This is a genomic window from Rhodanobacter sp. TND4EL1 (assembly GCF_054061035.1).
In genome coordinates this window covers 447,712-460,774 of the sequence record NZ_JBSSDT010000003.1, presented here as the reverse complement: position 1 = coordinate 460,774, position 13,063 = coordinate 447,712, and the positions used below count along the sequence as shown (strand labels likewise).

Here is a 13,063-nt window from a genome sequence, read left to right as displayed (position 1 = left end):
AAGCACCCGAATCGCACACAGGGCCGGACCTGCATGGGTCGCACGGGGATCACCGGGCATTCTCCGCGATGCGTGCACTGGCCGTCGTGGTCTCGGCTTCAGCGGGGTATCCCGACCAGCATCGCCTCCTGCCGGGCCACGGCAAACCATCTGATTCCCGCCACTCTATTTGCCAGGCGGCAATACGACCCGGAAATTCGCCCCGCCACCCGGCGCGTCCGTCACGCGGATACGTCCGCCATGCCGCTCGATGATTTCCTGCGCCAGATGAAGGCCCAGGCCATAGCCTTCGGAACTGGCCTGGGCGCGGTAGAAGGGCTGGAAAATGCGTGACTTCTCCTCGGCGGGAACGCCGGCGCCCTGATCGCGCACCTCGAACCACCCAGCCGCGTCCACGGTGACCTGGATCAACCCCGCGCTGCCGTGGACGATGGCGTTCTGCAGGAGGTTGGCCGCCACCCGCGACAGCGCGCTGGTTTGGCCAGCAATCATCACCGGTTCGTTCGGCGCATCGAAACTGAGTTCGTAGCCGCGGGCTATCGCCAGCGGCGCGATATCCGACGTGACTTCCCGCACCAGTTCGACCAGGTCGACCGGCACCAGCTCAGGTCTCGGCGTGCGCAACCGTTCGAGGTCCAGCAGCTGTTCGGCGATGTTCGCCAAACGGGCCACTTCGGTCAGCAGTTGATGACGCACCGGCGACGGGGGCAATGCCTCGATCCGCGACGCGAGGATCGCGATCGGCATGCGCAGCTCATGAGCGGCATCGCGCAGGAAGCGGTCGCGCGCCTGATAGCCCTCGCGCACACCCTGCATGGCGACGTTGAACGCCCGCACCAACGGCCGGATTTCATGCGGCACCGCCAACTCGTCCAGGCTGGCGCCACCCTTGGTCATGTCCATCGCCGAGGCCTGCTCGGCAACCCGCCGAACGCCCGTGGTGGCGCGCACGATCACCCACGGCACGGCGACCAGGGTCAGGAAGATCAGCGGATAGACAAAGAACGGGCTGAGACCACGCAACGTGCTCACGATGACCGAGCCATACCCCATCGTCGGCACGTCGCCGATCATCAAATGCAACACGCCACCCACACGCTTTTCGACGACCGTACGCATGCCCAGGCCCTTGCTGCCTTTCAGCGCATGGACTTCCGAAGCCCCGATCGACGGCAACTGCGCGATCAACGGCTTGAACGTGGCCGGCGCGGTGCCAAGGTTCGCGTAACGCCCGTTTTCATCGACCGCCACGGCCCAGGCGTCGGGATGCTGCTGCAGTACTTTGCGCAAGGCGCCCGTCTGCCTGAACACGGGACCGCTCGCGGACAACTGCGTGGCAGCCGAGAACGCCGCCACCGTTCCCGCATCGACGTAACTGTTCTTGTTGTCGAAGAACACGTACGCCAGGGCAATCATCGCCACGAACACAAGGGTGCATTGGAGCAGACACAGACGCCAGGCCAGCCGCAGGACCAGGGAATCCCTTCGAAAATACTTCATGGCGCCGCCTGCAGCAGATAGCCGACGCCACGGATCACATGAATCTCCACGTGCGCCTCGGCCGCTGTCAGCGAGCGCCGCAGTTTTGAAATGTGCGCATCCAGTGCATTGGATTCGATCGCGTCGTCAAAACCGTAGACCGCTTCCAGCAAGGCCTCGCGCCGCACCGTGCGTCCGTGTCGATAGGCCAGCGCTTCCAGGATCAACAGCTGCCGCCGCGGCAGGCGTAGCGGCTCGTCGCCGACAAACGCTTCCAGTCCGGTGAAGTCGAACACCAGCGAGCCGATCGTTGCCGTGGGCAGCTTCACGCTCGCCGGACGCCGGAAGATCGCGCGAATCCGGGCCAGCAATTCCTCGATGGCGATCGGCTTGACCAGGTAGTCGTCCGCGCCCACGTCGAGCCCTTCCACCCGGTCACCCAATTCGCCGCGCGCGCTAAGCACGATCACCGGAAGGCCGGGGCACAGCTGCCGTGCCACCGCAATCAGGCCGATGCCATCGCCGTCGGGCAAGCCGCGATCGAGCAAAAGCACATCGTGAACCTTGTTGGTCAATGCGGCGGTCGCGGTGGCGATGTTCATCGCGATGTCCACCACCATCTTGTTCTGGGTAAGCGCATCTCTTATGGCATCGGCCATCTTCGGGTCGTCTTCGACCAGCAAGATTCTCAACGGAGTGCACTTCGTTCCAGCATCCGTCGAATGCTAACCGATCCCCCCCCGAACCACGACGCAATGTTGAGGCAATGTCCACGCCTGACCATGCACCGCTTGATTTTGTTGACGCGGAGATTTGCATGGTTGGGAAAGGATCGTCGATCGCCTGCCGAGGCGGGCTTGTCGCGACACTGCTGCTCGCGGCAGTGGCGCCCGTGGCCGCACAGGAACGGGCGCAGGACACCGAAACGCACTGGGGCATCGGGATGGCCGCCGCCGTCAACGGCCTGCCCTACCGCAACTACAAGACCGACGTCATCCCCCTACCCGCGCTCAGCTATGAGGGAAAACGCATCTACCTGCGCGCCGCCACCGTCGGCTTCCGGGTGCTTGGCTCACGGACCTCCGGATTGTCGCTGACCCTCGCTCCGCTGGGCATGCGGTTCCGTGCCAGGGACAGTGACGATGCACGGCTTCGTCGCCTCGACGATCGCGACCTGTCCGCCCTGGCCGGCGTCGCCTGGCGTTACACCCAGGACTGGGGCGTCGTGCAGGCGAGCTTCCAGAAGGAGATCACCGGCCATGGCGGCGGCACGATTTCCGAGGCCAGCTACGCGTTCCCGCTGTACAAGTCCGACCTGATCCTGACGCCCCGTGTCGGCATCACCCGCACCAGCGGAGCGCTGAACAACTACTACTTCGGCGTGAATGCGGTCGACTCACTGCGCAGCGGACTCGCCCGCTACGACGCCAGGGGCGGCAACACGCCCTGGCTGGAAATGACCGCCGTGCAGCGGCTGGGTCGTCACTGGGTGGTCGCTGGCGGAATGCGCTACTCGCGCCTTTCCGATGAAGTCTCGAACAGCCCGATGACCGACAAGAGCAGTGCGAAATCGTTCTTTGTCTCGACGACGTACTTCCTGTAATCGCCCCGATCGGAACCACGCCGGGCAACGAGGCACGCCCCGGATTTCCGGCACTGAAGCCGTTTCAACGGCGTCAGGTTTCCGGTCGAAATGAAAGAGGCATGTGGCAATGACATCCATCAAGAATCGAATCGCATTTTGCCTGATGGCTTCGCTGGCGGTCGCCGTGGTCAGCGTCCCCACCGCCGAAGCGCATGGCATGACCAGGAAACAGAAAAACACGCTTATCGGCGTCGGCATCGGCGCCATCGGTGGTGCCGTGCTTTCGCATGGCGACATGTTCAGCACGATCGCCGGCGCTGCTGCCGGCGGCGTGATCGGCAATGTCACCACGAAGAACCGTCACCGAAGCCATCGGGATAGGCGATACCCGGATCGTCACTACGACAACCGTGGCAGGCACCGTCATTGATCACGAAACTCCCAGGGAGCAACACATGAAATCTGCCATGTTCAAAAGCACCGGCCTGGTTCTTGGAACCCTGTTCTGCGTATCGATCGCTTGCGCAGCCACCACGCCGAGCGAAAGAAAGTCCGAGACGGATCTTGTCACCGCAGCCTTCGACAAGATGGACGCCAACGGAGACGCCCAGGTCAGCCGCGAGGAATTCAACGCCTTCATGGCATCGCGCCTGGCCAACCAGCGCGCTTCCCTCGAGCAGGCATTCAACAGCCTCGACACCAACGGCGACCACGGCATCAGCAAGACCGAAGCCGCCGCCAATGCCGCACTGGAGCAACACTTCGCTGAAGTGGATGCCAACCACGACGGAAAGATCAGCCTGGATGAATTGGTCGACGCCGCCAGGGCCGCCCAGATGGCCGATGCACAAGAGTGATTCTTGCGTGCAGGGCGGACCCGGCAACGGGTTCCGCCAGCCACCAGTGAACCTTCCGGGAAACGACCATGGCGATGTTTCGGGAAATTGCGTCGACTGCGCTGTCCATAGAACCTGACCACGAGCGGGTCTGGCGATGGATGCTGGAAGAGCCCATTGCCGAACTGGATGGCAAGACCGTGGTTGAGCTTGTCTGGGAAGGTCGCGGGCGGCGCGTCATCGATATGCTGGACGCCGTCAAATCAGGTCTGCGCGGGCTCTGACAGTCAGGCCGGGGCGGCCGCGGATTCGATGCCGACGTGTTGCCTGACGCCATTCGCGTGCCGGGCTGTCTTTCGTCACAGGCGTTCTGACCGACCCCAATGGCATACTCGGCGTTTTCCGGCACGAGAATGACTCCATGCGCCTGTTGCCCGTTCTTGCTTTTGGCACCTTGATCCTGCCCATGGCCGCCCAAGCCAACGATCCGAATTCCTACGCCCAGCCCGATCAGGTGCGGGTGACCCATCTGGATCTCGCGCTGACGATCGACTTCCCACACAAGCAGCTCGACGGCCAGGCCACGCTGAAGCTGGACTGGAAGAATGCCGACGCGAAGTCGCTGGTGCTGGATACGCGCGATCTGAAGATCGCCAAGGTCGAGGCACTGGCCGCCGATGGCAAGACCACGCCGCTGAAATATGCCTTGGCGCCGCGCGACAAGCAGCTGGGCAGCAAGCTGACCATCGCCACGCCGAAGCATCCGGCGCAGGTGCGCATTGTCTACACCACCTCGCCCGAGGCGTCCGGCCTGCAATGGCTGACCCCGGCGCAGACGGCGGACAAGAAGCTTCCCTTCATGTTCTCGCAGTCCGAATCGATCCATGCACGCTCGTGGGTGCCGCTGCAGGATTCGCCGGCGATCCGCTTCACCTACGACGCCCGCGTCAAGGCGCCGAAGGACGTGCGCGTGGTGATGAGCGCGATCAACGATGCGAAGCATCCGCTGGATGGCGACTTCAGCTTTGACCAGCCGCACCCGATTCCGTCCTACCTGCTGGCGATTGCCGCTGGCGACATCGCGGTGAAGGAGACCGGTCCGCGTTCGGCCGTCTATGCCGAACCATCGGTGGTCGACAAGGCCGCGCACGAGTTCGAGGACACCGAGAAGCTGATCGCCACCACCGAGCAGCTGTACGGCCCGTATGCGTGGGGCCGCTACGACATCCTGGTGCTGCCGCCGTCGTTCCCGTATGGCGGCATGGAAAACCCGGACATGACCTTCGCCACGCCGACCGTGCTGGTCGGCGACAAGAGCCTGGTTTCGCTGGTCTCGCATGAGCTGGCGCATTCGTGGTCGGGTAACCTGGTGACCAGCGCCTCGTGGCGCGACATCTGGCTCAACGAGGGCTTCACCACCTACGTGCAGGGCCGCATTACCGAGGCGGTCTACGGCAAGTCGCTGGCCGACGAGGAAGCGCTGCTGTCGGCGCGCGCATTGCAGAAAAGCATCGGCGAGATGCCGGCCAACTCGCAGAAGCTGGCGCCCGATCCGCGCGGTGTCGGCGCCGATGATTCGCTGTCGGACGTGGCCTACGACAAAGGCTCGTGGTTCCTGCGCACGCTGGAACAGCGCTTCGGCCGCGAGCAGTTCGACAACTATCTCAAGGGCTACTTCGCCCACTTCGCCTGGCACAGCATCACCACCGAGCAGATGCTCGACTACATGAAGCCGAACCTGATCGAGAAATATCCCGGCAAGATGAGCTGGGACGAGGTGAAGGCCTGGGTCTACGGCGAAGGCATCCCGAAGGATGCGCCATTGCCCGTGTCGCCGCGCTTCGATGCGATCGACAAGGAACGCAGTGATTTCCTGGCCGGCTCGCTGGCTGCGGACAAGCTCGACGCGAAGAGCTGGAACACCCAGGAATGGATGTACTTCCTCGACCGCCTGCCCGACGCACCGCCGCTGGCAAAGATGCAGCAGCTGGATGCCGCCTGGCACCTCACCGGCACGCCGAACGCGGAGATCGGCATGCGCTGGTACAGCCACGCGATTGCCGCCGGCGACAAGGCGGTGTGGCCGGCCGCTGCCGAACACATGACCCGGATCGGCCGCATGTACCTGACCACGCCGCTGTACAAGGCGTTCGTGAAAACGCCCGAAGGCCTGGCGTATGCCGAGCAGGTCTACGCCAAGGCGAAGGACGGCTATCACCCGCTGACCCAGCAGGTGGTCGAGAGCATCATCGCCAAGGCAAAGAAAGCGAAATAACCTCGCGCGCTCCCCCTGCCTCGCAGCGGGAGCGCAAGCGGCCCCACCACCCACTGACTCCAAACCGCCATGCAGCCATCGACGAATGCCACCACCCCACTCTGGAAACGCATGCTGTTTCGCCGGCTGAAGTTTCTGGCATGGCTGGTCGCGTTGCTGGTGATCGTGCTGGGCGGCAGCTACCTGTTCGCGCCGCAATGGTTGCTGCAGGCGAACTTCAAGCGCGAGGCCATGGCAGCGCACCTGGAAAAGCACTCGGTGCAGGCCGGCGACACACGCTGGGTCTATGACGAAGGCGGTGAGGGCCCGACCATCATCCTGCTGCACGGCTTTGCGCTGGACCGCAACATTTGGCTGGAAACGGCCAAGCTGCTTACCCCGCATTTCCACGTCATCATTCCCGACCTGCCCGGCTGGGGTGACTCGTCACGGAACCCGGGTGCCAGCTACAACATCGACGCGCAGGCGGCACGCCTGGACAGTTTCGTCACCACCCTGGGGTTGCAGCACTTCATGCTGGTGGGGCATTCGATGGGCGGCGCGATTGCCGCGGTGTACGCCAGCGAACATCCCGAACACGTCTCCAGCCTGGCATTGGTCGACTCGTTCGGACTGAAAGCCACGGAAAATGCCTTCGTCCGCGGGGCGCTGGCGGGCAAGGATCCGTTCGTCTACGACGACCGCGCGGGCTTCGAGCGGGCCGCCGCGCTGGCGTTCACCCAGCCGCCTGATCTGCCCGGCCGGTTCGTCGATGCGCTGGTCAAGCGCAACCAGCACGATCACGCGTTCATCCAGCAAACCTTCAAGGCACTGCTGGATCCGTCGCAATATCTTGCCGTACAGAACCGTCTCGGCCAGCTGACCATGCCCGTGCTGGGCTTGTGGTGCCACGATGACCGCATCATGGACATTTCGGCGCTGGACAACCTGCGCAACGGCCTGACCGCGTCCAGCGCGATCAGCACCAGCACCATCAATGGCTGCAATCACATGCCGATGATGGAAAAACCCGAGCAGACGGCGCAGATTCTCACCGGTTTTGCCCTGTCCCACTGAGCGACACCGCCGACGGGGAACTGAATAGACACCGGCACGACCGGCCGCTGGCCGTGAATTGCGCGTGACAACATGGGAGAATGGCCGTCTCGCGCCGCATCCCGGCGTTTCAATGCGTGGCAAGGGAACAATGCAGCGAACCATCAAGCAAGGCCCCTGGCGCACTGGCGTGGATGCGATTGTGCGAATGTCGTCCACCCGCACCAACTACTGGGCGGAGGTCGCCATCGACAGCGTGCTGTGCCTGTGGCTGCTGGCGGCCGGCTGGCGCCAGCATGACGGGGGTCCGTTGCCGGCCTTGCTGGCACTCGGGCTGGGCCTGTTTGCCTTCAGCTTCATCGAGTACTTCTTCCACCGCTGGATGTTCCACACCCGCATCCCGCTGTTCACCCAGGGACATGACCTGCATCACGCACGTCCGCTGGGTTACGACTCGCTGCCGTTCTTCCTGCCGCCAGTGGTGTTGCTGGCGCTGGCCGGCTTGTTCGTGCTGATCATGCCGACCGGTTTTGCGCTGCTGTTGGCCAGCGCGATCACCCTGGGCTACATCCTTTACGGGCTCAGCCACTTCATCATCCACCACGTGCGCTTCAAGCAGCCGCTGCTGCGCCGCTGGGCCGGTGCGCACCACGTGCACCACTATCACCCCGAAACCAATTTCGGGGTGACCTCGTCGCTATGGGATGTGCTGTTGGGCACGAAGTACGTGCGACAGGCACGCAAGCTCGACTGACTCCACGCGCGGCGTGAAGCTCGTGCCCGCGACAAAGCCGCCGCGCGCGACGAACCTCAGTCCGCCACATCGGCGACCAGACGATCGAGTTCCGCCTTGAGGATGGCGCCGTGCTGGCGCAGCCAGTCACGTTGCTCACGCCAGCCGGGCAACAGGTTTTCCACCTGCGCCCAGAACCGCGGCGAGTGATTGCGCACCTTCAGATGGCACAACTCGTGTACCAGCACGTAGCGCAGCGCGGCCGGCGGCGCCAGCGCCAGCGCCAGGTCGAGATTGATGCGATCACGCGTGTCCAGGCTGCCCCACAGGCTCTTCATCGGGCGAATCCGCAATGACGTGGGCGCCAGCCCCAGCATGGGTACGTAGGCGGCCAGCCAGCGCGAGACATCGCGGCGGATCAGTGCTTCCAGATGCGAGGCCAGCAAGCCGCGGGCGATCGGTAGCGCGCGCGTGTGCGGGCGCGGAATGACCAAGGTGATTCCATCGGCACACGCGTCGATTTTCGGGTACGCGCCCTCGGCCCAGTCCAGCGCCGTGGTTTCGCCACGCAGCGGAAAGGTGCACGGATAACCGACGCGCAGCGGCGGCAACGGCTCGACGATCAGGTTCAGCTCATCGAGCTTCTGTTCCAGCCATTCGGCGTGGGTACGCAAAAACGCGCTGACCTGCGCCGGATGCGTGCCGACGGGATAGGTCACCCGGGCACCTTGCGGCGTGATGGTCAGCCGCAAACGGCGCGCCCGCGGATGGGCGGACTTGAGCACCCGGATCAGGCTGCCGCCCACCGTGGCCAGTTCCAGCCAGTCGCCTTCCAGATGCTGCGCCATGATTCCGCCTGTGCCTGCCCGGGCTCACCTTGATCGAAAGGGGAACCCCGCTGCCAAAAAGCCGCGGGGTTCCCAGTATGGCGCGGGCACAGGTGAAACGGGAATGGATTTCTCGTTCAGCTATCGGCGGGACGCGGCAGGCCGAACCACTCTTCCAGCTTGCCCAGCAACCGCTCCAATTCCAGCGTCAGCAGGGCAAAACTCGCATCCAGCTCGGCCTGCGCGTCCTGCTGGCTGTCGCCCAGCTCGTCCATCACCACGTCGAGGAATTTCAGCTTGCGGATGATCAGATCTTCGCCCAGCACGAAGCTGATCCGCTCATCGAAGGTGAGACCCAGCATGAACACCTGCTTGCCGTTGCGCAGGTGCTCCTTGACCTCTTCGGCATCCAGATCCTGGCGACGGCAACGGGCGATCGCGCCGGTCGCGGTGGCCGGATCGCGCAGCTCGCATTCGTCGCCCAGCGCCAGTCCGGGCGGCAGGTTGCCGGTGGCCAGCCAGTCGGTCATCAGCACGCGCGGGCCTTCCTCCGGCGCCAGCGGCACGGCCGGGAAGCTGCCCAACGCCTCGCGTACCTGACTCAGCGCGTTTTCGGCTGACTTGCGGCTGGAGGTATCCAGCACCAGCCAGCCGTTCTTCTTGTCGACATAGGCGGACATGCGCGAATTGCGCACGAAGGCGCGCGGCAGCAGCTCGTTCAGCAGGTCTTCCTTGATCCGCTTGCGCTCGCGACCACTGACCTTGCGGTCCTCTTCCTCGGCGATTTTCTGCACCTTGCGATGCAGTTCGTCATTGATCACCGCCGCCGGCAGCAGCTTGTCCTCGCCACCGACGGTGAGCAGGGTGCATTGCTTCACCGAATGCGTCAGCGGCTCATGCTCGCCGCGGCCGACCGGCGGCACGAAACCCTTGGTGAACATCTCCATCGGCCCGCACGGGCGTAGCCGATGCTCGGACAGCGCCTCGTCGAGGCGGTCGAGATCGGTGGCAACGGCGGGAGAAAAGCGGAACAGCGTGAGATTGCGAAAAAACATTCGGTATCCGGATATTGGGTACCGCCCGAAGGCGGAGTTTTCATGACTTTTCCGTTCAACCTGAGCGTAGGCCGACAGGCCGAAGTCGAAGGGCACGATGCGATGCCCTTCGACTTCGCTTCGCTGCGCTCAGGGCGAACGGTGGAGGGACGTTATGGGCGTGATGAGCACTCAGCGGCAGACGGCAGCAACCGCCGCCGCAACGGCATCGAGGTTGGCGTGATTCAGCGCGGCCACGCAGATGCGCCCGCTGTCGAGCGCGTAGATCGCGTGTTCGTCGCGCAACCGGTGCACCTGCGCCTTGCTCAGGCCGGAGTAGGAAAACATGCCGGCCTGGCGATTGATGAAGCCGAAATCCGGGGCGCCCAGTGCGGCCAGCTTCTCGACGAAACCCGCGCGCATGGTGTGGATGCGCCCGCGCATTTCGCCCAGTTCCTGCTCCCAGCGCGCGCGCAGTTCAATGCTGCCCAGCACGCCGGCCACCAGCGCCGCACCATGGGTGGACGGGCTGGAATAGATCGTGCGAATGACCTGCTTGATCTTCGACTGCAGCCGTGCGGCCTCGTCGCGATCGACACCCACCATCGACAACGCACCGACCCGTTCGCCATACAGCGAGAACGACTTCGAATACGAGTTGGCGACCACGAAGGCGTCGATGCCCGACTCACCCAGCAGGCGCACGGCCATGGCGTCAGCCTCGGTGCCCTTGTCGAAGCCCTGGTAGGCCATGTCGATGAACGGCAGCAGCTTGCGCTCCTTCAGCAGCTCGATCAGCTGCTGCCACTGCGCCGCGTCCAGATCGACGCCGGTCGGGTTGTGGCAGCACGCATGCAGCAACACGACCGTGCGCGGCTCCAGCCGGCCCAGATCCTCGAGCATGCCGGCGAAATCCAGGCCGTGCGTGGCCGGGTCGTAATAGCGGTATTCCAGCAACTCGAAGCCGGCGGTGCGAAACACCACATGATGGTTGCCCCAGCTCGGGTTGCTGATCGCGATCTTCGCGCCCGGCCCGCTGACCTGCCGCAACAGATCAGCCGCCACGCGCAGCGCCGCGCTGCCGCCGATGGTCTGCGCGGTGGCCACGCGGCCGGCCGCCAGCAGCGGCGACTCCGCGCCGAACACCAGTTTCTGGGTCAGCTGGTTGTACGCGGCGAGGCCGTCGATCGGCAGGTAACCGCGCGGCTTGGCCGCCGCGGCCAGGGCGTTTTCCACTTCGTGCACGGTCGGCAACAGTGGAATGCGGCCCTGTTCGTCGACGTAGATGCCCACGCCAAGATTGATCTTGCCCGGTCGCGGATCGGCGAGATACGTCTCGGTGAGACCCAGGATCGGATCGCCCGGGGCCATTTCAACGGATGCAAAGAAGGACACGGCAATTACTCGACAGTGAAGTGGAAAGGAAAGGTTCAAGCCTGCGTGATGAGCGTCTCATCCGCCGCGTCGGCCGGCCAGTCGGTCGCGACAGGTGACGCACCGAAGTTGAAGTCGAACAACTGCCGATCGGCCAGTTGCGAGGGTGACACATGAGTCAGCGAACGAAAGATATTCTCGCTGCGCCCGGGTTGTTGCAATTCCCAGTCCGCCAGCATGCGCCGCACCGCCTGACGCTGCAGGTTGTCCTGCGAGCCGCACAGGTTGCAGGGAATGATCGGAAACTGCTGCTGCGCGGCGTACTCGGCGATGTCGTCCTCGCGGCAATACGCCAGCGGGCGGATCACCACGTGGCGGCCATCGTCCGAACGCAGCTTCGGCGGCATCGCCTTCAGCTGCGCCTGGTAGAACATGTTCAGGAAGAACGTGGCGAGGATGTCATCGCGATGATGACCCAGTGCGATCTTGCTGATGCCGTTGGCCGCCGCCCAGGCGTACAGCGCCCCGCGCCGCAGCCGCGAGCACAGGCTGCACATGGTCTTGCCGGCCGGAATCACGCGGGTCACCGTGCTGTAGGTGTCCTGCTCGATGATGTGGAACGGCACGCCACGCGCCGTCAGGTAATCCGGCAGCACGTGTTCGGGAAAGTCCGGCTGCTTCTGGTCCAGGTTCACCGCGATCAGCTCGAAACGCACCGGCGCCTTCGCCTGCAACTGCAGCAGCAGGTCGAGCAGCGTGTACGAATCCTTGCCGCCGGACAGGCACACCATCACCTTGTCGCCGTCCTCGATCATGCCGAAATCGCCCACGGCCTGCCCCACCTGGCGGCGCAGGCGGCGAGCCAGCTTGCCGCTGTCGGCAGCGGGAGGGCGGGTGATCTGTAACGGCACGGGCATGACGACCGATCGGGAACGGGGCCCTCCATTGTAACGGTCCGGCTGTTTCCGGGCCGAACGACCAGGTCACGGCCATAAAACAGGGTGTCAAACGGCGCTACACTTGGTGGATCGCCGCCCAGCCTCATTGCCATCATGCAGGTCCAGGATCACGCTGAAATCGTTCATGTGCTCGCGGAGTTGCGGATGGAACACCGCGACCTCGACATCGCGATCAATCAGTTCGCCTCGGCCATCGGCCGCGACGAGTTGCAACTGACCCGACTGAAGAAGCGCAAGCTGCTGCTGAAGGATCACATCGCGCGGCTCGAAAGCAAGCTGATCCCCGACCTCGACGCCTGAATCCCTTGCCTGGAAATCCGATGACCGCGTTTGCCCCGATCCGGTTGCATGACGATCATGTCGTGCTGGAGCCGCTGTGCCTCGATCACGTGCCGGCGCTGGAAGCGGCCGCTGCCGATGGCGAGCTGTGGAAGCTGCAGGTCACCAGCGTCCCGGCCCCGGGCCAGGCCCGGGATTACTTGGCAAAGGCGCTGCAGGGCCAGGCCGAAGGCCACATGTTGCCATTCGCGGTGCGCGAGGTCCGCAGCGGCGATATCGTCGGTACCAGCCGTTACTACGAGATCGACGCCGCGCTGCCCCGACTGGCCATCGGTTACACCTGGTACGCCAGACGCTGGCAGAAAAGCCATCTCAACACGGCCTGCAAACGCCTGCTGCTGGAGCACGCTTTCGAAACCCTGGGTTGCGTCGCGGTGGCCTTCCACACCGATGAAATGAACGAGGATTCACAACGCGCGATCGAGCGACTGGGCGCGCAGCGCGAAGGCGTATTGCGCGCGCACAAGCGGCGCGTGGATGGCAGCCTGCGCAACACGGTGTGTTTCAGCATCCTCGCCGATGAATGGCCGAACGTGGCGAACTGGCTGAGCATGCGACTGAACCGGCTGGCTGCGTCGTAAAGCAGG

Annotated in this window: 15 protein-coding genes; 8 read left to right on the top strand and 7 right to left on the bottom strand. The window is 64.2% G+C overall.

Annotation, left to right across the window (positions count from 1 at the left end; all coding sequences use genetic code 11):
- Positions 1–165: 165 nt before the first annotated feature.
- Positions 166–1,500 carry a sensor histidine kinase gene (locus tag ACVWWQ_RS13750; protein WP_133948640.1) on the bottom strand — a complete coding sequence of 445 codons (1,335 nt, stop codon included), beginning with the start codon at positions 1,498–1,500 and terminating at the stop codon, positions 166–168.
- The gene (locus ACVWWQ_RS13745) at positions 1,497–2,171 is read right to left on the bottom strand and encodes a response regulator transcription factor (RefSeq protein WP_133948642.1); all 675 of its coding nucleotides are present in this window, start codon (positions 2,169–2,171) and stop codon (positions 1,497–1,499) included. The genes ACVWWQ_RS13750 and ACVWWQ_RS13745 overlap by 4 nt, the downstream gene beginning before the upstream one ends.
- Positions 2,172–2,296: 125 nt before the next feature.
- Between ACVWWQ_RS13745 and ACVWWQ_RS13740 the strand changes: the two genes are divergently transcribed.
- Positions 2,297–3,082 carry a MipA/OmpV family protein gene (locus tag ACVWWQ_RS13740; protein WP_158234069.1) on the top strand — a complete coding sequence of 262 codons (786 nt, stop codon included), beginning with the start codon at positions 2,297–2,299 and terminating at the stop codon, positions 3,080–3,082.
- Positions 3,083–3,155: 73 nt separating this feature from the next.
- Here ACVWWQ_RS13740 and ACVWWQ_RS13735 read toward each other — a convergent pair whose 3' ends face one another.
- Positions 3,156–3,491: a hypothetical protein gene (locus ACVWWQ_RS13735; RefSeq protein ID WP_166669712.1), complete on the bottom strand. Its 336-nt coding sequence runs from the start codon at positions 3,489–3,491 to the stop codon at positions 3,156–3,158.
- Between the two features lie 28 nt (positions 3,492–3,519).
- Here ACVWWQ_RS13735 and ACVWWQ_RS13730 point away from each other — a divergent pair, with 28 nt between their 5' ends.
- The 5 genes from ACVWWQ_RS13730 (at position 3,520) to ACVWWQ_RS13710 (ending at position 7,964) form a co-directional block, all read left to right on the top strand.
- Entirely contained in the window at positions 3,520–3,921 is a 402-nt protein-coding gene (locus tag ACVWWQ_RS13730; protein WP_158234070.1) for an EF-hand domain-containing protein, read from the top strand.
- 68 nt (positions 3,922–3,989) lie between these two features.
- Positions 3,990–4,184 carry a hypothetical protein gene (locus ACVWWQ_RS13725; protein WP_133948648.1) on the top strand — a complete coding sequence of 65 codons (195 nt, stop codon included), beginning with the start codon at positions 3,990–3,992 and terminating at the stop codon, positions 4,182–4,184.
- 137 nt (positions 4,185–4,321) lie between these two features.
- Positions 4,322–6,175 carry a M1 family metallopeptidase gene (locus tag ACVWWQ_RS13720; RefSeq protein ID WP_133948650.1) on the top strand — a complete coding sequence of 618 codons (1,854 nt, stop codon included), beginning with the start codon at positions 4,322–4,324 and terminating at the stop codon, positions 6,173–6,175.
- Between the two features lie 111 nt (positions 6,176–6,286).
- The gene (locus ACVWWQ_RS13715; protein WP_099653024.1) at positions 6,287–7,231 is read left to right on the top strand and encodes an alpha/beta fold hydrolase; all 945 of its coding nucleotides are present in this window, start codon (positions 6,287–6,289) and stop codon (positions 7,229–7,231) included.
- A gap of 187 nt (positions 7,232–7,418) precedes the next feature.
- Complete coding sequence (locus ACVWWQ_RS13710) at positions 7,419–7,964, top strand: sterol desaturase family protein (RefSeq protein WP_457383434.1); 546 nt, start codon at positions 7,419–7,421, stop codon at positions 7,962–7,964.
- Positions 7,965–8,020: 56 nt separating this feature from the next.
- On the opposite strand, the gene ACVWWQ_RS13705 is transcribed toward ACVWWQ_RS13710, so the two are convergent.
- From ACVWWQ_RS13705 to ttcA, 4 genes are all read right to left on the bottom strand, one after another.
- Positions 8,021–8,791, bottom strand: coding sequence for a YgjP family zinc-dependent metalloprotease (locus ACVWWQ_RS13705; RefSeq protein ID WP_133948652.1), 771 nt, complete (start codon positions 8,789–8,791; stop codon positions 8,021–8,023).
- A gap of 116 nt (positions 8,792–8,907) precedes the next feature.
- A complete protein-coding gene (locus ACVWWQ_RS13700; RefSeq protein WP_099653026.1) occupies positions 8,908–9,825 on the bottom strand; it encodes a recombination-associated protein RdgC in 918 nt (305 codons plus the stop codon).
- Between the two features lie 171 nt (positions 9,826–9,996).
- A complete protein-coding gene (locus tag ACVWWQ_RS13695) occupies positions 9,997–11,199 on the bottom strand; it encodes an amino acid aminotransferase (RefSeq protein ID WP_133948654.1) in 1,203 nt (400 codons plus the stop codon).
- 35 nt (positions 11,200–11,234) lie between these two features.
- Positions 11,235–12,095 (bottom strand): tRNA 2-thiocytidine(32) synthetase TtcA, encoded by an 861-nt coding sequence (gene ttcA / locus ACVWWQ_RS13690; protein WP_133948656.1) that lies wholly within the window; start codon positions 12,093–12,095, stop codon positions 11,235–11,237.
- Positions 12,096–12,230: 135 nt separating this feature from the next.
- On the opposite strand from ttcA, the gene ACVWWQ_RS13685 reads away from it, so the two are divergent.
- Together ACVWWQ_RS13685 and ACVWWQ_RS13680 are read left to right on the top strand one after the other, a co-directional pair.
- Positions 12,231–12,437: a DUF465 domain-containing protein gene (locus ACVWWQ_RS13685; RefSeq protein WP_133948658.1), complete on the top strand. Its 207-nt coding sequence runs from the start codon at positions 12,231–12,233 to the stop codon at positions 12,435–12,437.
- 20 nt (positions 12,438–12,457) lie between these two features.
- On the top strand, positions 12,458–13,057 hold the full coding sequence (locus tag ACVWWQ_RS13680) for a GNAT family N-acetyltransferase (protein WP_133948660.1): 600 nt from the start codon (positions 12,458–12,460) through the stop codon (positions 13,055–13,057).
- The last annotated feature ends 6 nt before the right edge of the window (positions 13,058–13,063 follow it).